This window comes from Microbacterium sp. CFH 31415, assembly GCF_022538185.1.
GTDB lineage: Bacteria > Actinomycetota > Actinomycetes > Actinomycetales > Microbacteriaceae > Microbacterium.
In genome coordinates this window covers 599,370-620,265 of sequence record NZ_JAKYXC010000002.1, presented here as the reverse complement: position 1 = coordinate 620,265, position 20,896 = coordinate 599,370, and the positions used below count along the sequence as shown (strand labels likewise).

The 20,896-nt window shown below is 68.5% G+C and carries 22 protein-coding genes; 16 read left to right on the top strand and 6 right to left on the bottom strand.

Going from position 1 to position 20,896, the window contains the following annotated elements; translation table 11 throughout:
- The first annotated feature begins 6 nt into the window (after positions 1 to 6).
- Positions 7 to 864: a DUF308 domain-containing protein gene (locus tag MK786_RS03885; protein WP_374200415.1), complete on the top strand. Its 858-nt coding sequence runs from the start codon at positions 7 to 9 to the stop codon at positions 862 to 864.
- A complete protein-coding gene (locus tag MK786_RS03880; protein WP_241110905.1) occupies positions 864 to 1,157 on the top strand; it encodes a hypothetical protein in 294 nt (97 codons plus the stop codon). Before MK786_RS03885 ends, MK786_RS03880 begins: the two co-directional genes overlap by 1 nt.
- A gap of 464 nt (positions 1,158 to 1,621) precedes the next feature.
- On the opposite strand, the gene MK786_RS03875 is transcribed toward MK786_RS03880, so the two are convergent.
- Complete coding sequence (locus MK786_RS03875; protein WP_241110904.1) at positions 1,622 to 2,518, bottom strand: SDR family oxidoreductase; 897 nt, start codon at positions 2,516 to 2,518, stop codon at positions 1,622 to 1,624.
- Between the two features lie 280 nt (positions 2,519 to 2,798).
- Here MK786_RS03875 and MK786_RS03870 point away from each other — a divergent pair, with 280 nt between their 5' ends.
- The 4 genes from MK786_RS03870 (at position 2,799) to MK786_RS03855 (ending at position 6,151) form a co-directional block, all read left to right on the top strand.
- Positions 2,799 to 3,533, top strand: coding sequence for an alpha/beta fold hydrolase (locus tag MK786_RS03870; RefSeq protein ID WP_241110903.1), 735 nt, complete (start codon positions 2,799 to 2,801; stop codon positions 3,531 to 3,533).
- 118 nt (positions 3,534 to 3,651) lie between these two features.
- Positions 3,652 to 4,098, top strand: a complete 447-nt coding sequence (locus MK786_RS03865; RefSeq protein ID WP_241110902.1) for a DUF2809 domain-containing protein — start codon at positions 3,652 to 3,654, stop codon at positions 4,096 to 4,098.
- Positions 4,099 to 4,141: 43 nt separating this feature from the next.
- Positions 4,142 to 5,095, top strand: a complete 954-nt coding sequence (locus MK786_RS03860; protein WP_241110901.1) for a L,D-transpeptidase — start codon at positions 4,142 to 4,144, stop codon at positions 5,093 to 5,095.
- 69 nt (positions 5,096 to 5,164) lie between these two features.
- Positions 5,165 to 6,151 carry an aldo/keto reductase gene (locus MK786_RS03855; protein WP_241110900.1) on the top strand — a complete coding sequence of 329 codons (987 nt, stop codon included), beginning with the start codon at positions 5,165 to 5,167 and terminating at the stop codon, positions 6,149 to 6,151.
- A 138-nt stretch (positions 6,152 to 6,289) separates the two neighbouring features.
- Here MK786_RS03855 and MK786_RS03850 read toward each other — a convergent pair whose 3' ends face one another.
- The 4 genes from MK786_RS03850 to MK786_RS03835 form a co-directional block, all read right to left on the bottom strand.
- Positions 6,290 to 8,170, bottom strand: a complete 1,881-nt coding sequence (locus MK786_RS03850; RefSeq protein WP_241110899.1) for an adenylyl cyclase — start codon at positions 8,168 to 8,170, stop codon at positions 6,290 to 6,292.
- A 208-nt stretch (positions 8,171 to 8,378) separates the two neighbouring features.
- The gene (locus tag MK786_RS03845; protein ID WP_241110898.1) at positions 8,379 to 8,780 is read right to left on the bottom strand and encodes a hypothetical protein; all 402 of its coding nucleotides are present in this window, start codon (positions 8,778 to 8,780) and stop codon (positions 8,379 to 8,381) included.
- Between the two features lie 106 nt (positions 8,781 to 8,886).
- On the bottom strand, positions 8,887 to 9,492 hold the full coding sequence (locus MK786_RS03840) for a GNAT family N-acetyltransferase (RefSeq protein WP_241110897.1): 606 nt from the start codon (positions 9,490 to 9,492) through the stop codon (positions 8,887 to 8,889).
- 47 nt (positions 9,493 to 9,539) lie between these two features.
- Positions 9,540 to 11,003 carry an HNH endonuclease signature motif containing protein gene (locus MK786_RS03835; RefSeq protein ID WP_241110896.1) on the bottom strand — a complete coding sequence of 488 codons (1,464 nt, stop codon included), beginning with the start codon at positions 11,001 to 11,003 and terminating at the stop codon, positions 9,540 to 9,542.
- Between the two features lie 187 nt (positions 11,004 to 11,190).
- On the opposite strand from MK786_RS03835, the gene MK786_RS03830 reads away from it, so the two are divergent.
- From MK786_RS03830 to MK786_RS03810, 5 genes are all read left to right on the top strand, one after another.
- Positions 11,191 to 12,003 carry a glycosyltransferase family 2 protein gene (locus MK786_RS03830; protein WP_241110895.1) on the top strand — a complete coding sequence of 271 codons (813 nt, stop codon included), beginning with the start codon at positions 11,191 to 11,193 and terminating at the stop codon, positions 12,001 to 12,003.
- Between the two features lie 169 nt (positions 12,004 to 12,172).
- Positions 12,173 to 13,858, top strand: a complete 1,686-nt coding sequence (locus tag MK786_RS03825) for a PxKF domain-containing protein (protein WP_241110894.1) — start codon at positions 12,173 to 12,175, stop codon at positions 13,856 to 13,858.
- A 40-nt stretch (positions 13,859 to 13,898) separates the two neighbouring features.
- Positions 13,899 to 14,324 carry an SRPBCC domain-containing protein gene (locus MK786_RS03820; protein WP_241110893.1) on the top strand — a complete coding sequence of 142 codons (426 nt, stop codon included), beginning with the start codon at positions 13,899 to 13,901 and terminating at the stop codon, positions 14,322 to 14,324.
- A gap of 25 nt (positions 14,325 to 14,349) precedes the next feature.
- Positions 14,350 to 14,739: a hypothetical protein gene (locus MK786_RS03815; RefSeq protein ID WP_241110892.1), complete on the top strand. Its 390-nt coding sequence runs from the start codon at positions 14,350 to 14,352 to the stop codon at positions 14,737 to 14,739.
- A 9-nt stretch (positions 14,740 to 14,748) separates the two neighbouring features.
- On the top strand, positions 14,749 to 15,048 hold the full coding sequence (locus MK786_RS03810; RefSeq protein WP_241110891.1) for a DUF1905 domain-containing protein: 300 nt from the start codon (positions 14,749 to 14,751) through the stop codon (positions 15,046 to 15,048).
- A 66-nt stretch (positions 15,049 to 15,114) separates the two neighbouring features.
- Here MK786_RS03810 and MK786_RS03805 read toward each other — a convergent pair whose 3' ends face one another.
- On the bottom strand, positions 15,115 to 16,782 hold the full coding sequence (locus MK786_RS03805; protein ID WP_241110890.1) for a GspE/PulE family protein: 1,668 nt from the start codon (positions 16,780 to 16,782) through the stop codon (positions 15,115 to 15,117).
- 261 nt (positions 16,783 to 17,043) lie between these two features.
- On the opposite strand from MK786_RS03805, the gene MK786_RS03800 reads away from it, so the two are divergent.
- From MK786_RS03800 to MK786_RS03780, 5 genes are all read left to right on the top strand, one after another.
- Complete coding sequence (locus MK786_RS03800) at positions 17,044 to 17,424, top strand: prepilin-type N-terminal cleavage/methylation domain-containing protein (protein ID WP_241110889.1); 381 nt, start codon at positions 17,044 to 17,046, stop codon at positions 17,422 to 17,424.
- A 70-nt stretch (positions 17,425 to 17,494) separates the two neighbouring features.
- The gene (locus MK786_RS03795; protein ID WP_241110888.1) at positions 17,495 to 17,902 is read left to right on the top strand and encodes a prepilin-type N-terminal cleavage/methylation domain-containing protein; all 408 of its coding nucleotides are present in this window, start codon (positions 17,495 to 17,497) and stop codon (positions 17,900 to 17,902) included.
- Positions 17,899 to 18,519 (top strand): hypothetical protein, encoded by a 621-nt coding sequence (locus MK786_RS03790; RefSeq protein ID WP_241110887.1) that lies wholly within the window; start codon positions 17,899 to 17,901, stop codon positions 18,517 to 18,519. The genes MK786_RS03795 and MK786_RS03790 overlap by 4 nt, the downstream gene beginning before the upstream one ends.
- A complete protein-coding gene (locus MK786_RS03785) occupies positions 18,516 to 20,075 on the top strand; it encodes a hypothetical protein (RefSeq protein ID WP_241110886.1) in 1,560 nt (519 codons plus the stop codon). The genes MK786_RS03790 and MK786_RS03785 overlap by 4 nt, the downstream gene beginning before the upstream one ends.
- Complete coding sequence (locus MK786_RS03780; RefSeq protein ID WP_241110885.1) at positions 20,072 to 20,893, top strand: A24 family peptidase; 822 nt, start codon at positions 20,072 to 20,074, stop codon at positions 20,891 to 20,893. Before MK786_RS03785 ends, MK786_RS03780 begins: the two co-directional genes overlap by 4 nt.
- The last annotated feature ends 3 nt before the right edge of the window (positions 20,894 to 20,896 follow it).

Below are 20,896 nucleotides of genomic sequence, written 5' to 3'. Positions count from 1 at the left end.
GACCACGTGCGTCCTGTCGGAGGCATCGCCACGGCGACCGACTCCGTGCCTGCCGCCCCACTTTCTCCCGCACCCGAAGAGAAGCCCCGCAATGTTCTGGGCATCGTCGCCCTGGCCATCTCGGCCGTCGGCTTCATCTTCGCCTGCATCCCCGGTGCCCTCATCATCGGCTGGATTCTCCTGCCGATCGGCTTCATCCTCGGCATCGTCGCCCTGTTCATGAAGGACAAGCCGAAGTGGCAGGGTCTGACCGCGATCATCGTCTCGGTGGTCGGCACCATCGTCGGCGTCGCCGTGTTTATCGCCCTCGCCGCCGGTGCCGTCAATGACGCGATCGACGACACCAAGACCGACGTGGGCAACTCGGTCGAGGAGGAGCCCGCCGAAGAGGAGCCCGCCGAGGAGCCCGCCGCCCCCGAGGCCGGATCGCTGGAAAACCCGCACCCGAAGGGCTACGTGGCATCGATCTTCCAGGGCGACGAGGACAATACCCTCGCCGAGGTGTCGGTGGCCATCAAGTCCGCCGACGCCGACGCTGTGATCGCGCAGGCCAACCAGTTCAACGACCCGGCGCAGGAGGGCTACCACTACGTGGCTGTCGACTACACCATCACCGGCGCGAACAAGACTGAGCCCGCCAGCGCGTCGATGCTCCTGTACGACTGGACCCTCGCGCAGGAGGACGGCACCCTCATCGCCGAGAACTCCAGCATGGTGGTCCTGCCCGACGGCTGGAACCAGACCTACGACCTGAACGACCTGTACGAGGGTCAGACGGGCGTGGCCACGGTGATCTACCAGGTGCCCGACTCCTACACCGGCACGCTGTACGCCACCGCGTATGGCTCCTACATCACCCTCTGATGGACCCGCTGAGGCAGGCGCAAGCCAACGCCATCCTACGGATTGACCCGGAGTTCCAGATGCTCTGGCGCCGGTTCAACGCGCTCGGCATCTGGCGGTTCATCGTGTGGGTGATCGCGTTCATCATCGCGATCGTGGCCGGGCTCAACCAGAACTTCGGCCTGGTGATCGTTATCGGCATTGTGGCGTTCGTCGTCTCGATGATCCTGAACTACAACCGGGCGACGACGCGGGCTCGCCAGCAACGGCGGTGCATCGAACTCGGTCTGATCACCGAGGACGACCTGCGCTAACTAACCTCCGTTTGTAGCACGGAGTACGGGCTACACCCCGAGACGGGGAGCGAAACCGACTAGTCACAGTCGCGTCACAGAAGCCCTGGAAAAACATCGGCAACAGCAAGAGATATCCGGCGGAGACCGAGAGAGAACCGGGCCTCTCAGAGAGATTGGAACTACCTGACCGGCCTGGGGGTCAAGGGGTCGCAGGTTCAATTCCTGTCATCCCGACCGGACCGGATCAGATCAGAAAGCAAGTCAGTCGTTTCCGGTCTCGCTGACGGTCGGCTGGCGTCTTCGCATGGTGGAGCAGGGCGATGCGGAATCGACCGGGACGAGGGGAATGTGGAGCGGGGTAGACTCCGCGGCCCGGGTCGCTGCTGTCACCAGACCCTTGGCCAAGGCGAGCCCGCTCCGATAGCGGATCTCCAGCGCGTGATCGGGCGAACCTCCGCTCGTCAGCGTGCGCTGCCCGGAGATCAGGGCACGTTCGCGCCGCCGTTGACGTTGATCACCTCGCCCACCACGAAGCTCGACTCGGGCGAGGCGAGGAACACGTATGCGGGCGCCTGCTCCACCGGCTGGCTCATGCGACCCAGCCACGACGACTCGCCGAATCCGTCGAGCTTCTCGGCGGGCTGCCCGTCGCTCACCTGCAGGGGAGTCCACACCGGTCCCGGCGCGACCGCGTTCACCCGGATGCCGCGCGGCGCCAGGTCGTGCGCGAGCGCCTTCGTGAAGCCGATGATCGCGAACTTCGTCGAGGCGTAGTTGATGATCATGGGCGACGGGTTGTAGCCCTGCACCGAGGTCGAGTTGATGATGGTCGCGCCCGCGGGCAGGTGGGGGAGCGCCTCGCGCGTGATCCAGAACATTGCGTAGATGTTGGTCGTGATGGTGCGGTCGAGATCCGCCTCGTCGAGTTCGTCGAACGTCTGGTGGTACACCTGGTGCGCCGCGTTGTTCACGAGGATGTCGAGTCCGCCGAGTGCCTCGACCGACTGCGCGACGAGGTCGCGGCACCAGCCGCGGTCGCGGATGTCGCCCGGCAGCAGCACGCATGTGCGGCCCTCGGCGCGCACGATCTCGGCGATCGCCTCGGCATCGACCTGTTCCTCGGGCAGGTACGAGAGCGCGACATCCGCGCCCTCTCGCGCGAACGCTATCGCGACGGCGGCCCCGATGCCCGAGTCGCCGCCCGTGATGAGGGCCCTGCGGCCGGGCAGGCGGCCGGTGCCGCGGTAGCTCGTCTCGCCGTGGTCGGCCTTCGGCTCGAGCTTCGCATCGAGGCCGGGCAGCGGCTGCCAGGATGCGAACGGCTTGATGTGGGAATGGCGCTCGACGGGGTTGTCGAAGGTCAGCTGGTTGGTCGTCATCGTCGTCTCCAGCGTATTTGTTGGGCCGCACAACTTTATCGTGCCGACCCCCGGTTTGTCTCAGGGATTCCTCGCTCCCTACGTCGCTCGCACCCACGAGGATGGTTGAGACCGATGTCGAGGAGCCACTCCCGGCGAAGTCGGACTGGGGTCTCATCGTGCGGCGGGGATTGGGGGTCTTCGGCGCGGCCTCTCGGTTTCCGCGGTTCACCGGGTCTTTCCCCGGGACGTATCGGCCCGCTAGGTTGTTCGCCATCGACCCCTCGCCAAGGAGGACCCCGTGACCGAGAGCACGACCGGCGGGGGACTCCCGCCCGCCTCGACGGCCGACAACGTCGTGCTGGTGCACGGCGCGTACGCCGACGGCTCCTCCTGGGCGGGCGTGATCGCGCTCCTGCAACAGGCGGGCATGTCGGTGACCGCGGTGCAGAACCCGCTCACCTCGCTCGACGACGACGCGGCAGCCACGACCCGTGCGCTCGATCTGCAGGGCGGCCCGACCGTGCTCGTCGGACACTCGTGGGCCGGCACGGTGATCAGCCAGACGGGCGGGCATCCGCGCGTTTCGGCACTCGTCTACGTCGCGGCCCGAGCACCGGAAGCGGGCGAAGACTACGGCGCCCTCGCCGCCACGTTCCCGCCGGCGCCCGCCAGCGCCGGGCTCGTCCACTCTCCGGACGGCTTCGCGCAGCTGAGCGAGGAGGCGTTCCTGAGCGACTTCGCCAACGGCGTCGATCCCGGTCAGGCCAAGGTGCTGTACGCCGTGCAGGGGCGGATCTCGGGCACGCTGTTCGCGTCGCGCACCACGGAGGCGGCGTGGCGGACGAAGCCGTGCTGGTACGCCATCTCGCGCGGGGACCGCACGACCGATCCCGACCTCGAGCGCTTCCTGGCGAAGCGGATGAACGCCACGCAGATCGAGCTCGCCAGTGGTCACCTCTCGCTCGTCACCCACCCGCGCGAGATCGCGGACCTCATTCTCGAAGCGGCCGGACGTCTGACCAGACAGCACTGACCGCGGGTTCGCCCTCTCCACGCGGCGCCGCGCGCCGCTCCCGCAGTCCTCCCTTCCGCAGTTGCGACGCCGACTCGTGCATCGCGGTCGGAGCGCGCGATAGGGAAGAATCGACCGGATGGATGCCTCCGCCCCTCGCCGCCCGGGCCGCCGCGTCATTGCGGCTGCGCTCCTCGCCGGCGTCGTCGGCGCCGGCCTCGCTGTCCATGCGCTGCTGCCCGACACGGCGATGACCGACATCGCGGGCGACTCGCTCTATGCCGGCGCGGCCTACCTCGCGGTCGTGATCGTCGCCCCGCGCCTCGCGCCCCTCTCCGTCGGCGCGCTCGCCGCGGCGTGGTGCATCGCGATCGAGCTGTTCCAGCTGACCGGCATTCCGATGCATCTCGGCGCGATCTTCCCTCCGACGATGCTCGTGTTCGGCACGGTCTTCGATGGCCGTGATCTTCTCGTCTACGTTGTGACCCTCGTCGTCCTGGTCGGGGCGGACGCGGTCGTCGCGGTCCTGCGGGGCACTGCGACGACCGGCCAGCGCCGGCCGGAGGAGCCGGCGACACCGCCGTAGCGCTCGGGTTGCGGCATACGTCACCCGCACCGACCATGGAGGCATGGGGGATGCCGCACCACGGGGCGCCGGCCCGGGTGAGCCCGCCGGGCCGACCGCCCGCACGCGCCGCCGGCGCATCGGGTGGCTGCTGCTGGCGGCGATCGTGCTCGTGGCCGCGGGAGTCGTCACGGCCGCGCTGCTGGCGACCCCGGAAGCGCCGTCTGCGGCGGCGCCGTCTCCGACGTCGACTCCGACGGTGACGCCCGCACCGACCCCGACGCCCACCCCGACGCCGACGGGATTCCCCGCGAACACGGCACGGTACGACGTGACGGAACTGCCGCAGGTGAACGTGTTCGCCGTGATCCCGCAGCTTCCGCTCGACGACGATCCGTTCACGCAGGCCACCGGCGAGACCGCGCTCGCCCTCGGGACCGGCGCGCCGGTCTGGGCCGATCCCACTGGGGAGCCGGTGGCCTACGTGCCGCGCGAGTTCCCGTACGACGGCACGACGCTGCCGGTCGTCGAGCGGCAGGACCACTGGGTCAAGGTGCTGCTCACCGGGCGGCAGGCGGTGCCGTCGAAGGGAGACGCCGCCCAGGTGAGCGGCTGGCTGCGGGCACAGGACGTCGAGTTCGGCGCGGCCGACGCCGTGGTCGAGGTGAGCATCGCCGCACGCACCGTCGACATCGTGCGCGACGGCGTGCGCGAGCGCATCGCGGCCGACTTCGGCTGGGGCACCGACATCACGCCGACGCCGCTCGGCCGCACGTTCATCATGACGACCCGCGTCGTACCGGAGCTCTGGTACACGCGCGGGCATCCGATCATCTACCTCGGAGTGCAGTCGCCGACCCTCGACGGATTCGGGGGAGCGGATGCCGCCGTCACGGCCTTCCACTACCACGACGAGCGCTCCGGGCCGATCTCGAACGGGTGCATCAGGCTCGATCCCGACGCGATCGCCCGGCTCGCGGAGCTGCCGCACGGCACTGCGGTCATCATCAACCCCTGACCCTCCGGCAACCTGGCATGCTGGATCGCGGTGCCTCGTCCGAGGAGGCCGTCATCGGAAGGATCCCCCATGAAGCAGCGCCCGCTCGGCCGCACCGCGCGTCAGGTCTCGGCGATCGGCCTCGGCACGTGGCAGCTCGGCGCCGACTGGGGCGCGGTCAGCGAGGAGGACGCGACGGCTGTGCTCGCGGCATCCGCTGATCACGGCGTCACCCTCTTCGACACCGCCGACGTGTACGGCGACGGGCGGAGCGAGTCGATCATCGGGCGCTTCCTCGCAGGGCGCACCGACATCACAGTCGCGACGAAGATGGGCCGGCGGCTCGCACAGGAGCCCGGGAACTACACGCCCGACAACTTCCGTGCGTGGACCGACCGGTCGCGCCGCAACCTCGGCGTCGACACGCTCGACCTGGTGCAGCTGCACTGCCCGCCGTCGGCCGTCATCGAGGACGATGAGACGTACGAGGCACTCGACGCCCTGGTGGCCGACGGCACCATTGCGGCCTACGGCGTCTCGGTCGAGACGTGCGCGCAAGCGCTGGCCGCGATCGCGCGGCCGAATGTGACCAACGTGCAGATCATCTTCAACCCGTTCCGCCTCAAACCACTCGACGAGGTGCTGCCCGCGGCCGAGACGGCCGGCGTCGCGATCTTCGCGCGCGTGCCCCTCGCGTCGGGCCTGCTGTCGGGCAAGTACACCGCGTCGACGACCTTCGCCGAGAACGACCACCGCACCTACAACCGTCACGGCGAGGCGTTCGATCGCGGCGAGACGTTCTCGGGCGTCGACTATCAGGTGGGAGTGGATGCCGCAGCCGAGCTGGCCGTGTCGCTGCCCGAGGGCGTCTCGCTCCCGGCGGCCACCCTGGCGTGGATCGCCTCGCGTCCGGGAGTGACGAGCGTGATCCCCGGTGCGCGCAACGTGCGCCAGGCGACATCGAACGCCGAGGCGGCAGCGCTGCTTGAGGGCGGGTTCGATGTGGAAGCGTTCGATCGGCTCGTGCGCGAGGTCTACGACCGCGACCTCCGCGAGGCCATCCACCCGCTCTGGTAGGTCCATCGAGCGAGGCGATGGAGATGGTCGGTTCTTCCTGATGGCGAACGTGCCGGAGTACCGGCGCGCGGATCGGCGACCGGACATACGGATGCCCCGGCCCCGCGGGGGGAGCCGGGGCCGGGGCATCCGATCCTGCTACGGCGCGGGGTAGTCCACGAGGTACTGCGGCACGCCGGTGTTGGTGTTGTCTGCCTGTCCGCCGACGCCGTCCACGACGTGCTGGATCGTGCCGGCGCTGAGGTTCACCGTCATGATGTGGTGAAGCTGCACGCCGGGCGTCTCCGGCACCGAGAACCCGTTCGCCGTGATGATCGACGGGTTGTTCTGGTTGAAGACGTACACGCCCGCTCCGTCGAGGCGGTGGTGCTTGACCTTCGCGTCGACGACGTAGCCCGGGTAGCCGAGCGTGCCGTCCGGCTGCGTCCAGTCCGCCTGGGTGGGCGGGTCGTACGGCAACTCGTTCTGGTACAGGATCACGCGGCCGCTCTCGCCCTTCCAGAGAGTGTTGTACTTCTGGAAGTGCTCGACGAACAGGCCCGTCGCCGTCACGTTGTCGCCGTTGACGATGACGCCGTTCGTGCCGATGTTGGTGGCCCAGCGCTCGTTGTCGCCGTTGACGCCGTCGGTCGGGTCGAAGCCCTCGATGCCGTGATCGCCGCGCCACACCCAGGTGTGGTCGATGAGCACATTGTCGGAGTTCACCTCGAGCGCGGTCGTCGTCTTGCCGACGTGCGGGCCGCCGACGCGGAAGTACACGTCGCTCAGCGTGATCGGGTTCGCGGCGCCCAGCGGCTTGCCGCCCTTCGCCTTGCCGACGCGGAGCAGTACCGGCGAGAGCTCGGCGCCGGCGTCGATGGTGACTCCGGCGACGACGATGCCCGCGGCATCCTTCACCTCCAGCGGAACCGCACCGCCCACAGCCGTGAGCGTCGCGTGGCCGAGGCCGAGCACCACCGTGTCGGCGCGCTTGACGTCGATCGTCTGGGCGATGTCGTAGACGCCGGGTGTGAGGAGCAGGTGCCGGCCGCGAGCGAGCGCGTTGTTGATGTCCTTCACCGAGTCACCGGGCTTCGCGATGAAGAAGTCGGTGATCGGGATGCTGCGCCCCGCCGTCATGCCGTCGGCCCAGCTCACCCCGCGGGTGTCGGTCTGCGCCTCGGGCACGCGCACGTTGTAGCGACCCTCGTCGTCGACGTAGAGGTACGGCTTCTCGCGGCTGAGCGGTGTCTCGTCGATGGTCGTGTACGGCGGGTTGGGGAAGCCGGCGTCCTCCGGGGCGCCCACGACGCCGGAGAAGACCTGGTTCCAGACGCCGTTCGACCAGCCGGCGACCTCGCTGTTGCGTGTGAGCCACTGCTGCTGCGAGCCGCTCACGACGAACGGCAGGCGGGAGTCGGCGATGAACCCGCCGCTCGCGTACTGCGGGCCCGCGGTGCAGTAGTCCATGAGCGACAGGTTGGCGCCGGAGATGTCGAGTCGGCGCATCGACACCGCCTGCGACACCGCCCAGAAGTTCGCGCTGGCGCGGCATCCGTCGTCACCGAGGCTGTTCACCTGCAGCGAGAGGTTCGAGATCGTCCGCCAGAAGTTGACGAGCGCGATGCAGTTGTCGGCTGTGAGGCAGCGGTTGTAGACCTCGATCGAGCCGTTGATGTCGACGTCGGTGGGGGAGGCACCGAGCCCGGCGACCTCGGTGTAGTAGCCGACGTCGAACTGCAGCGGGTTGTCGGCCGTGCCGTACTGGCCCGGCAGGAAGTAGACCGCGCGGCGCACCGAGCCCATCTCGGCGTCGCGCTGCTGATCGGCAAGCGCGTCGAGCTCGCCTTCGATCTGGTCGACGGGGATGTCGGGGCTGTACACGGTCACGTTCGGCCCGAAGTCGGGGTTGAACGGGTCGACCGCACGCGGCGGTGCGGCTGAGGCCGGGGCTGCCATGAGGGCTCCGGCGACGAGGGTCGCGCCCGTGACGACGGCCGCGATCCGTGTTCTCCGGCGGTGGTGCGTGTGGGTGGTCATGCGAATGTCTCTCTTCGTCGAGGGATGTCGCGCGGCAGGTATGCCGCCTACTTACAGGACAGTAACCAAACTCTGGGAGCGGTTTCAAGGGCGACTTCCTCAGCGAACGCTTGCCCGGCTCGGACGCAGATCGCGGTCGCGGTGACAAGAGAAGGGCGCCGCACCCTGGCCGGGTGCGGCGCCCTCCATGTTCGAGGGGAGGCTGAGATCAGCCCTCCTGGAGCTCCCGGCCGTGCACGGTCAGGGCGTAGATGATGATCACGTCGAGCGCGATCACGATGAGTGCCCACCAGGGCTGCACGCTGAAGAATGCGAGCTGGCTGATGGCGTTGAGGGCGACGAGGATGACCGCGATCACCCGCGCCCAGGTGGCTCCACGGAGCACGAAGATGCCCACGATGAGGATCACGATGCCGAGGATGAGGTGCCACCATCCCCAGATCTCGACGTCGAACAGGAAGGTGCCCGCTTCGGAGGACACCGCCCACTTCTCGACGGGCGACAGAACGGCGTTCAGGCCGTTGAGCGCCGCGAGGGCTCCGGCGATGATCATGAGGATGCCGGCGAAGACTGCCCAGCCCGCCCATCCGGTGCGCTGCGTGTTGGACATGATGTCGATCCCTTCGGAACGGTGAGATCGGCGAGGGTGCGATCTCTGGCGACTACATCGTTCTCCTTGCCGTTGCGGCGGTGCGTCACCCGCCTCGGGTGAAAGGTCAGAAGTCCATTCGCATGACGACTCTGCGCTTGGTGGGGTGCGCGACCTCGCGGAATCCTGCGGCCAGGAACGGGCCTACGGGTCCGACGTTCAGCTCGTCCCAGATCACCTGCGCCCCGCCCGTCACGAGTGGATAGCCCTCGATCGCCGATGCGCCGCGTTCGCGCGCGAACTCGACGGCCGCAGCGACGAGCGGGTAGGTGAGTCCTTCGCCGCGATGGCCCTTGCGCACGATCATGCACGCGATCGCCCAGACGGTCTCGTCGTCCTTGTCTTGGGCGCGACCCTTCCATGGCACGGGCGAGCCGCGCAGCCGGCCGTACACCGCGCGGCGGTCGACCGCACACCAGGCGACGGGCTCATCGCCCTGGTAGGCGACGATGCCGACGGTCTCCGTCGCCCGTGGGTCGCCGCAGTGCGTCTCTTCGCGCAGGATCGCGGCGCGCTCGCTGACGGGCATGTACCACCAGTCATGGTCGCCGAGTCGCTGCCGCTGGCACTGGCAGTGCCCGGCGGCGCCGGTGAGGATCGCCTGCAGGTCGTCCCACGAGACTTCGTTGGCGGGGACGATGCGCAGGCCAGGCGTGGTGCCGGCCGCATCCATGGGGTCAGGGTAGCCCCCGGCAAGGACAGTCGCGCCTGGCCCGCCGATCACGCCGCCCACCCGAATCGCGCCTTGCCCCCGAGTCTCGGAACCCGGCCGGGATTGACATGCGGCGGCGGGATGAACCACACCCGGCCGTCGACGCCGCGACCTTCGATCCGGATCTCCCACCCGTTGTCGTGGATTCGATGGTGGCAGGTCTCGCAGAGCAGGATGCCGTTGTCGAGGTCGGTGGGTCCGGCATCCCGAGCCCACCATCGGATGTGATGAGCCTTGGTCATGCCCGGCGGCAGACCGCACATCGCGCAGCCGCCATCGCGCTCAGCCAGAGCCAGCCGCTGGGTCGGGGTGAAAAGGCGCCTGCGGCGTCCCCAGTCGAGGATCTCGCCGCGGGCTCCGAGAACCCACGGGATCACGCCGCCCGACGCCGCCAGGCGCCGAGCCGTGGCGATCGACACGGGGCGATCGATTCCGTCGATGGTCGCGCTGCCCGTGCCATCGCGGAGGTCGGCGAGAGCGACGCGGACGATGACCGTCGCACCCTCGATCGGGTGATCGGCGGAGTCGCAGCCCAGCAGATGCGCCGCGAGGAGCACGAGGGCATCGGCCTGGCGCTGGGGGAGTGTGCGACGTGGCATATGGGCATCGGCGGATGACACGACCGGGGCCGCTCCTGTACCGGAGCCGTGATCGCCGACGCCGTGCCCACCGGCACCGCGCGCACCATCCTCATTCGCCTCGTCCGTGCCGGCGCCCCCGGCGCCCGCGCGCTCGCTGCGGAACTCCGCCGTCACGATGGCCTCGATCGCGGCCTTCACCGGCGCAGCTGACTCGGGGTCGAGCTTGGCGGTGAGGTGCACCATGCCGCCGCGTTCGAACATCAGCAGGCTGCGCTCGCCGCGGAACTGGTGCTCCTGCGGCTCGAGGCCGTCGGGGTCGAGCCATGCTTCGGCGCGTGCAACGACCTTGCCTACCTGGTCGAGCGCGAGCCCCTCGGCCTGCGCGCACAGCATCCGCTCGGCCTGGTCGCGCTCCTCGAGACCGGCGCGCAGCGCCACCCGGTCGAGCATCGAGATGATGACCGACGCTGCGGGCATGCCGATGCGCCCGTCAGAGAGGGCCTCGGCGACATGAGGGTGGCGGGCCGGGGCATCCGCTCCGCTGAAGGTGCGACGGGGAGCGGTGGCGTCGCCGACGGCGACGAGTCGTGCGGCGTCGCCGATCGTGGTGCCGGTGGTCGCGGCGATGAGCACGGCGGGGCTGCGGTAGCCGTTCTTCTTGGCGAGCCCCTCGGAGCCGAGTTCCGGGCGTGACTGCCGTGCGATCTCGGACGCCACCCGCGCGTGGACAGCCTCGACGCGTCGGCGCAGCGCGCCGATCGTGTTGTTGAGGGACACCAGTTCGGCGTGGCCGAGAGTGTCGACATCGACGTGGAAGCCGCGCGGATCGATGGGCCAGGCATCCGCCACCATGGCCAACCCGTCGGCGAGACCGCCGATGGGATCGTCCATAGATTCGAAGATCAGAGTGCCTTTCACCTGCGCGCGATTGACAACCTGCCGCTATCGGTTCGCTTCTTCGGCGATTGGGCACTCCGACAAGAACAAATATACTAATCTATGCGGGGTGGCGCAAGCATTTGTCGAGAACCTCCGCGCCGAACTCGGGCCCCTCTCCCGGCGAGAGTAGGGTGTGCGTGTGTCTCTCGTCCCACGTGTCACGGTCGTCATACCGTGCCGGAACGATGCCGGTTTCCTCGATCCCTGCCTGACCGCGCTCGAAGAGCAGACCCATCCGGCCGACCGCGTGATCGTCGTCGACAACGGCAGCACGGATGACTCAGCCGACGTCGCGCGGCGACACGGCGCGCTCCTGGTCGAGGAGGCGCGGGTAGGGGTGTGGCCGGCCGCGGCACGCGGCTACGACGAAGCAATGGCCGACGCCGACATCATCGCCCGGCTCGACGCCGACTCTCGGCCGCATCCCGACTGGATCGCCCGGCTCGTTCGCGCGTTCGTGGCGGATCCGGGGCTCGGCGTGCTCACCGGCGGAGCGGAGTTCTACGGCGGAAGTCCGCTCACGAACTACCTCGGCGAGAGGTGGTACATCGGCGGCGGGCACTACTGGGTGCGCAAGTGGTTGGGTGTGCCGCTCGTGTTCGGCTCGAACTTCGCGATGCGCTCGACCGTCTGGGAGCGCGTGCGGGATCGCGTCGATCGCGACAACGGCGCGATCCACGACGATCTCGACCTCTCTATCCGGCTGCGTCCCACCGACGGCGTGCGCTACGACCCGCAGCTGCTCATGCCGGTCTCGGCGCGCCCGCTGCAGACGGTGGGCGGACTCTCGCGCCGCATCTTCAAGGTCGCGACCACCTTCGCCGCGAGCTGGCCCGAAGGCGCGTCGTGGCGCCGCCGTCAAGAGAGCAGGAGCAGAGCGGATGCCGCGGCCGGCGTCACCGACGAGTGGACGCCCGACACCGACGAATGGACGCCTGAGTTCGGACGCTGACCCATCGCCCCGGTGTCGATGCTGGTGCGAAAGCGCCCTCGGCGCTCCGTGCCCGGGCCTGAGCGCGGACACCCTTGACACGCGCATCTCGCGGGTGGATCATGTGCGCCAAGCGACCTGGGGTCGCCGCTCGGAGCGCTGGGGAAGCGCCGAACGCAAGGGGGCCGATATGGCCGTTTCACGTACCCGCGCGCGCACGGCCTCGGCGGTCGTTCTGGCCGCCGCGCTGCTGACCGCCGGGCTGACCGCGGTTCCGGCGATGGCCGAAGATCCGCCGCTCGAATGGTCGACCGTAGCCGGATATCCGAAGTCGGTCAACGAGGTCACGGTGACCTGGCAGACGGCGATGTCGTCGACGACGTCGCCCTTCGGCGGAGCCGAACTGCAGGAGCCGCTTCCGCTGATCCGCGCCGATTTCGTCAACGACTCCGGCGAGACGAAGCACTTCGGTCTGGGGATGGACCTGACCGTGCAGGGCGTGGTCGATCCGCTCTGGGAGCTCGACACGTGGGGTGTCTCCGACGAAGCGGTCGGCGGCTTCATCGACACCTTCTGGCTCAGCCTCGATCCCGGCGAGTCGTTCTCGACCGACGAAGGTCAGGGCAACGTGTGGTCGATGGCCTTGCCGATGTGGACCGGCCACACCCTGCGCATCTTCGAGTTGAGCGAGCCACCTCTCGACGGCGCGACTCCTCTCGTCACGACCCTCGATTCGTTCGTCGTGCCGGGCCGGTTCGTCGGCGCGAACCTCGAGAATCTCGTCGTCGATGACATCTCCGCTCTCATCGGCGAGCGTGCCACGGTCGATGGGGGCGGCGGGTCGCCTGACCTCTTCCCGGGACTGTCGGCGACGGCGACCGCGTCCGGCCTCACTGCCGGGGAACAGCTCGAGCTGTGGATCGCGCCCGACCTGGATTACTTCTACTTCTTCCTGCTCGGCGGGGGTCTGCCCGTGAACGCGACGCACGTCGGCACCGACATCGTCGCGGCAGACGGCAGCCTCACCGCGGACTTCACGCTGCCGGCATCGCTGCCCTTCGGCGCCTATCAGCTCGTCATCGGCGACTCGGCCGAGCGCTACTGGCCGGCGGGCAGCTATGGCGACTTCCTGGTGACCGAGCCGCCGAACGCAGAGTCGGCAGAGACCCAGCCGGGAGCGGACACGGCCGACATCCCACTCGGATCCACTTCGGCGAGCATCACCTACCCCGCCACCGCGTCGGGCGGAACGACGACCGTGACCGTCACCGGCACCGGTCCGGCGCCCGACGGCTTCCAGCTCGCGGGGGGCGACATTCCGCTCTACTTCCACATCTCGACGACGGCGACCTTCACGGAGCCGGTAGAGGTGTGCTTCACCTACAGCACGGCGAATCTGCCCGGCGATCCGCCGTGGCTCCACCATTACGACAGCGTGCAGGGCCGGTGGTTCAACATCACGACGACCCGTGAGCCGGGCAGGGTGTGCGGCAGCACGACGAGCTTCTCGCCCTTCGCCCTGGGCTTCCCCGACACCTTCGACTTCGAAGGGTTCTTCGCCCCGGTGTCGATGGCGGAGCCGAACGTCGCCAAGGCGGGTCAGGCGATCCCCGTGTCGTTCTCGCTCGGCGGCGACCAGGGACTCGAGGTCGTGACGTCGGCGAAGTTCGTGATCGAAGGCACGGACGCCAACCCGGCCGGCGAACTGCTCGACGCCGTGACCGCCGGACGCAGCGGGCTCAGCTACGACGCGAGCGCCGACCGCTACACCTACGTCTGGAAGACCGACAAGGCGTGGGCGAAGAAGACCGGCCAGTTCGTGCTGACGCTGAGCGACGGCACGACTCACACCTTCGACGTGAGCTTCAAGAAGTAGCACTGCCGCGGCGTCGGTGCCCTGCGCTACGGTGACGGGCATGTTCGAGATGACCGAGAGCGCACTCGTGGCGGCATCCGTCGAAGAGGTCTGGAGCGATCTGACGGATGCCTCGCGGCTGGCCGAGTGGTACTGGCCGCCGCGCCTCGAGGCCGAGGTCGTCGTCGAGCCCACCGAACTCGGGCGGTGGGAGGTGCGCTCGCAGGTCGCCGGCCTCGCGGTGCTGGGCCGCGTGCTCGCCGTCGAACCGCCCTCGCGACTGCGGCTGGAGTGGCGGTGGGAGGGTGAGGACCACGCGACCGACGCCGAGCTCACGCTCGAGAGAGCCGCGGATGCCTCGACCCGCGTGATCGTGCGTCACTCCGGGTTCGTGTCGGCCGACGAGCGCGACAACCACATCGAGGGCTGGTCGAACTGCCTGCAGCGGCTCGTCGATCGCCATGGCGGGGTCGCGGCGTTCGGGTAGAGAGCACCCGCGACTATGGGGGCGGGTGCTCTTCGCGCTGATCTGGGTCGTCGGCGTGCTCGGCGCGCTGCTGCTGCTGTGGTGGGGCATCTACCGGCTGCGCCCGGTCGAGATGCAGCCGCAGGTGTGCGTGGTCAACGACGCGATGGTGCTGCTGATCGGCGCGTTGGGACTGGCGCTGGTCGCGGCGATCGGCTGGCTGATCATGGGGTCGGGCGCCTGGTGCACGATGGTCGCGGCCCCAGGCTTCGTCACGACGGCGCTCGTGCTGGCGTTCCCGTGCTCGTTCCTGCCGCAGCTCGTGCTGCCGTTCCTGTCGATGGTCGCGGTCGGTTCGATCGTTCCCATCGTCTGGCTCTACTTCGCGGGCATCGGCGGACCGGCTTCCGGCTCGGCCGACGTCGGCGGTGAGTAGCCTCGGAGCATGATCATCGAGTTCGAGGGCGAGATGTTCCGGTGGGACGCCCGCGACGACTCCGCCTGGTTCTTCACGGCCGTGCCGCCCGAGCTGAGCGAAGACATCCGCGAGATCCCGCGGCCCTACCGCGGTTTCGGGTCGGTGCGGGTGCGGGCGCGGGTGGGCGGGTCGGAATGGTCGACCTCGATCTTCCCGTCGTCGCAGAGCGGCTCGTACGTGCTGCCGCTGAAGAAGGCGGTTCGGGATGCCGAGGGCTTGGTCGACGGCGGCCCGGTGCTCGTTCGGCTCGACGTGCTCGACGGCTGAGGCGGCACGCGAAGCGAGCTCCTCCGGGCGGACTCACCGTTGGGCACAGGGGACGATGTGACTTCGTCACACAGAGACGCGCAGGACCTCTTCGATCGTTGTGAGTCCCTGGGTGACCTTCGACCAGCCGTCCTCACGGAGCGAGACCATGCCCTGCTGCAGAGCGACCTGGCGGATGTCGCTACCCGTCGACCGGGTCACGACGAGTGACTCGATCTCGTCGCTGAGCGTCATCACCTCGTGGAGAGCCACGCGTCCGCGGTAGCCGGTGTTCGAGCACGCGGGGCAGCCCACGGCCCTGTAGAGCTGCGGCACATCGCGCGGGTCGTGCGGGAAGCCGAGCGACGACAGTACCTCGGTGGGCTCCACCATGGGCTCGCGGCACTTCATGCAGAGGCGGCGAGCGAGGCGCTGGGCCACCACCGCCGACAGGGCGGTAGCGACGAGGAACGGCTCGCACCCGATCTCGGTGAGGCGGGTGAGCGCCGACGGGGCATCGTTCGTGTGCAGCGTCGAGAGTACGAGGTGACCAGTAAGGGCCGCCTCGATCGAGATCGTCGCGGTCTCGTTGTCGCGGATCTCACCCACGAGCACCACGTCGGGGTCACTTCGCAGGATCGACCGCAGCGCCGACGAGAAGGTCAGACCGGCGCGATTGTTGACCTGCACCTGATTGATGCCGGCGATGCGGTACTCCACCGGGTCTTCGACGGTGATGACGTTGATGCGCGGGTTCGCCACCGCACGCAGGGCCGTGTACAGCGTCGTCGACTTGCCCGAGCCCGTCGGGCCCGTCACGAGGATCATCCCGTGCGGCTTCATGATCGCCTCGCGGAACCGGCGGTCATTGACCCCGGAGAAGAGCAGATCGCGCATGGTCATCGTCTGACCGCTGTTGTCGAGGATGCGCATGACGATCTTCTCGCCCCACACGGTGGGCAGCGTCGCGACGCGGAGGTCGACCGAACGGCCTTCGTGGGTGACCGAGAGACGGCCGTCCTGAGGCTTGCGCTTCTCGGCGATGTCGATCGCCGACATGATCTTGAGGCGCGAGATGATGCCGTCCTGAATGGCGCGATCGGCTTTCTGCATCTCGTGCAGCACGCCGTCGATGCGGAACCGTACGGTCAGCTGCTTCTCGCCGGGCTCGACGTGGATGTCGCTCGCACGGTCGTTGATCGCCTGGGCGATGAGCAGGTTGACGAACCGGACGACGGGCGCGTCGGTGTCCTGTTCCTCGAGCGACTCGGTGAACGCCGCCTGATTGGTCTCGGCGGACTCCTCGATTGTCATCGACAGCTCGCTGAGCTCTTCGTCGGAGCGGAGGAATCGCTCGAACATCTGCGCCAGCGCGTCCTGCGCGACGACGACCGGCTCGACGAAGAGGTCGGTCACGCTCGCGACATCGTCGAGGGCGACGATGTCGGTGGGGTCGAGGATGCCGACGGTCAGTCGCTCGGCGGTCTTGTCGACCGGGATCAGCTGGTACTTGCGGCAGAGATTGCCCGGGACGAGCGCGACGATATTGGGATCGAGCGGCAGGTTCGCGAGGTCGATGAAGCGATGCCCCGTCTGCAGCGCGATCGCCTCGGCCAGCTGGCTCTCGGTAACGAGTTTCGACCTCACGAGCAGCTGGGGCAGTTCGGGACCCTCGCCCACCTCAGCCATGGCCGCCGACATGTCCGCTGCGCGCACCGCGCCAGTGAGTACGAGCGTCTGGGCGAGTCCTCTCATGGCATTCCCCTTTTCCCCGTCGCCATCCTATGGCGGGGGAGCCGCGATGAACCTTCCTCAGCAAACCCTCAGGAAACTGCTTGCCCAATCTTGGGGAAAACCGACTTTGATTCCGTATGAGAAGTCTCTAATGTAATCGGCGGGGACGGAGACATGCAGATGCATGGATCCAGAAGTTTGCCTCTGAATCGACTGGCCGACTGGGCGAAAACGCGGTCTGATCAGGGATATGTGTATCCACAGATCAAGAAAGCGGTCGCCATGCGCACGTTCATCAGCAACTACATCCAGTCAGAGAAGGCACGCCGTGAGGAGAACGGCGAAGCCGGCTTCTCGCTCATCGAGCTCATCGTCGTCGTCGTGATCCTCGGCGTCCTCGCCGCAGTCGCGATTCCGATTTTCCTCAACATCCAGGCCGAGGCGGAGGAGAACGCGCTCAAGACCGCCGCAGCGAATGGCGCCACTCAGGCGGCTTCCGCGCTCGCACAGGGCACCGCTGCGGCGGACGTGGACTTCACGAACTTCAGTGGCGACGGGATCACCGTGGGCTGGAGCACCGCGAGCGACGGCACGCTGGACGGCTTCTGCGTCCAGGCGGCGAAGACCGGGCAGACGACCCAGACCTCCGGCCCCGGCTGCTAAGCCCCTCAGACTCGCCGGGGCCGGTAATGCCTGGCCGGCCCCGGCGTACATCCGCGTGGAGGGGGAGCAGATGCGTGACTCCGAGGGCTTCAGCATCGTCGAGGTGATCATCGCGATGTTCCTGCTCATGGTGCTCGCGCTCGCGGTGCTGCCGCTCATCATCGGAGCCACCAACACGAGCGTGGTCAACCGCGACCTCGTCGCGGCGACCACGTTCGCCAACGCGCAGCTCGCCCCCATCAAGGCCTCGTTCCCGAACGACCCGTCGACGCCTACCAGCTGCGCGACCCTCAGGGCCCGTGCCGCGACCGACGTCCTCGACACGGCCGGAACCGGGCTGCAGGCCGACCTCACGATCGGCACATGCCCGGCCGCCTACCCCGGCATCGTGCTCGTGACGGTCGCGGTCGAAGACTCAGACGCCCCCGGAACGGCCCTCGTGCGGATTCCGACACGCGTCTCGGTGTCGGCACCGTGAACGCAGACGACGACGGCGTCACGCTCGTCGAGCTGATCATCTACATCGTCGTCACCTCTCTCTTCCTAGGACTGCTGGCCCTCATGTTCGTAAACGGACTCCGTGCGCAGGCGCAGACGACCGATCGCGATTCCGCGACCGGTCAGTCCGTTGTGGTCAGCAATTCCATCCAGACGTCGTTGCGCAATGCCACGGCTTTCACGATCACTTCTGCCAACCGTGCGCTGATCGCGAAGGTCTCGACCCCGGGGGGCGGTCGGGAGTGCCGGGCATGGGTCGTGACGACCGGTGGAGATGTGCGGTACCGGGTCGCAGCATCCGGTCCCATCTCCACCTCGAACACGAGCACGTGGACCGTACTCGTGAACGGCGACGCGGCGAGCGGCGACGGTGCGCACCCGTCGCTGTCTCGCCGCGACGGCAACGACGCGAGCGGCAAGCCCAAGTTCGTGCCGGTCGATGCCGATGGCGACGGGCTCACCGACGCGTTCTCACGCAACGGGCAGACGCTCTCGTACGGCTTGGAGATCACGCGCGGCGACGCCACCGTCGTCGTGTCGAACGGGGTGACCGCGCAGGCGGCGATCGTAGGGACGGACACGCTCACATGCTGGTGAAGCTCTCCGCACGCCGCGTCGCCCTCGGCGATCGCGGATCGTCGCTCGTCTCGGTGCTCGTCATCATGCTGGTGCTCAGCATCGGCGGGCTCGCCCTCGCGGCGATCGTCACCAATACGACTTCCGTGCTCTCCGACAGCCGCAGCACGGCGCAGTCGCGTTCGGCCGCCGACGCCGGTCTCGCCGACGCGGTGACGGCGCTTCGCCGCGGGACCCTCGCGTGCCCCGGCGTGCTCAAGGACGTGAAGGTCGATGCAGCGGATGCCGCGTCCCCGACGTACAGCTACAAGGTCGCGTGCGGTGCAGGCATCGCCACGATCACCGCGACGGGCACGGCGGGTTCGGGCATGACGACGACTCAGGCGATCTACGCCTACACCGAGACGCCCGCCGGCGCCGGCGACATGGTGTTCTTCGGCACCGCCGAGGTGAAATTCACCGAAGAGGTGAAAACCGCCGGAATGGGACGGCTGCTCGACATCATCGTGCCCCAGGCGACGTTCACGTGCCAGAGCTTCATTCCGGCGAACTTCACGGTCGGCGGCGACATCAAGACGAGCGGCGGCTGCACGATCAAGGGAAACGTACGCGCCACCGGAGTCCTCAACGTCTGCTGCGCCGGCGATATCTTCGAGGGCGACGTGTCGACGTCCGGAACCGGCACCGGAAGAGTCGAGGGGACCATCCTCGGCAACCTGCACGCCAACGGTGCGCTGGACTTCGGGTGGGGCAACAAGCGAGTCGGGAAGTCAGTCACGACGACCGGCAACGTCGGCCTGGGGAACGTGCGCATCGACGGAACGCTCACGCTCCCCGCCGCTCGTACGCTGACGATGAACAGCGGGGTCGCCGCTGGCGGCATCTCGAGGCCGCCGTCCGTGTCGGGCCCGACCTCGCCGACGCTGCCGCCGTGGTTCGAGTACAAGTACAAGGCGTCCGACTGGCCGGGCTTCAGCGTCGTGACGCTCGTGAACTCCGGAACCGGACCGGGCACGTGCTCGTACTTCAACAGCTCTCCCGGAACCGGCTGGACGACCTTGCCTTCGTACACCGGAGCGACGATCCTCGACGCTCGCGCGTGCTCGACGCTCTCGTCCAACAACGGCTCGAACCCGAATCTCGCCATTCGCACCAACCTCGTGATCCTCGCCAAGGGCATGGACCTCACCACTCTCAAGGTGAAGGCGGCATCCGGACTGCCGTCGAAGCCGAAGGTGTGGTTCATCACCGAAGACGTGACCCCTGGCGACAGCAAGCCGACGTGCGGCTCAGGCTATGGCCCGATCTACATCAACGGCACCGTCACCGACACGAGCGTCACGGCGATGGCGTACACGCCGTGCAAGATCGACGTCGGCGGCGGCGCCGGCGGCATTGACGATGCGTGGAACGGCGCGTTCTACGGCGGCGGATGGAACTACGGTGGCGGCCTCACCTTCACGGCCGACCCGATCGGCGTGCCCGGCATGTCCTCGGGCGGCGCTGGCGGCAGTGGGTCGGGCACGCTCGGCGCGCTCGTCTCGCAGCGCGACATCCCGCCGCAGGTGATCTCATGAGCCCCGCGCTCTTCGCATTCGCGCTCGTCTTCGCCGGTCTCCTTGGGCTGGTGATCGGCTCGTTCCTCAACGTCGTCATCTACCGCGTGCCCGCCGGCATTCCGCTCACCCGCGAGAGCCGCTGCCCGGCGTGCGACGCTCCTGTGCGGCCGTGGCAGAACGTGCCCGTCGTGTCGTGGGTCGCACTGCGCGGCCGCTGCGCATCGTGCGGGGCGACCATCTCGCCGCGTTACCCGCTTGTCGAGCTCGCGACGGGTCTCGCCTTCGCCGCGATCTCGTGGCTCTTCCTCGCCCAGAGCGCCCTGCCGACGGCAGCGTCGGTGGTCGTGACCATCGCCTACCTCTACTTCGCGGCGATCACGATCGCGCTCGGACTCATCGACATCGATACCCACCGCCTTCCGAACAGCATCGTGCTGCCGAGCTATCTCGTGGTGACCGTGCTCTTCGCGCTCGCCTGCCTGCTCGGCGCGGACTGGGCGGCGCTGCTGCGCGCCGCGATCGGCGCGGCCGCGCTGTACCTCTTCTACTTCGTGCTGCGCGTGGTGCGTCCGGGCGGCATGGGTGGCGGCGATGTCAAGCTCGCCGGAGTGGTCGGCGCGTACCTGGCGTGGCTCGGCTGGGGAGCGCTGGCCGTCGGTGCTTTCGCCGCCTTCCTGGTCGGAGGCGTGTTCGGTGTCGCACTCATCCTGATGCGGCGCGCCGGACGCAAGACCGCCATCCCGTTCGGGCCGTTCATGCTCGCCGGCGCGTGGATCGGCATCCTTTTCGGCGAGACCCTCGCCGGCTGGTACCTGGGGCTGTTCGCGATCGCCTGAGCG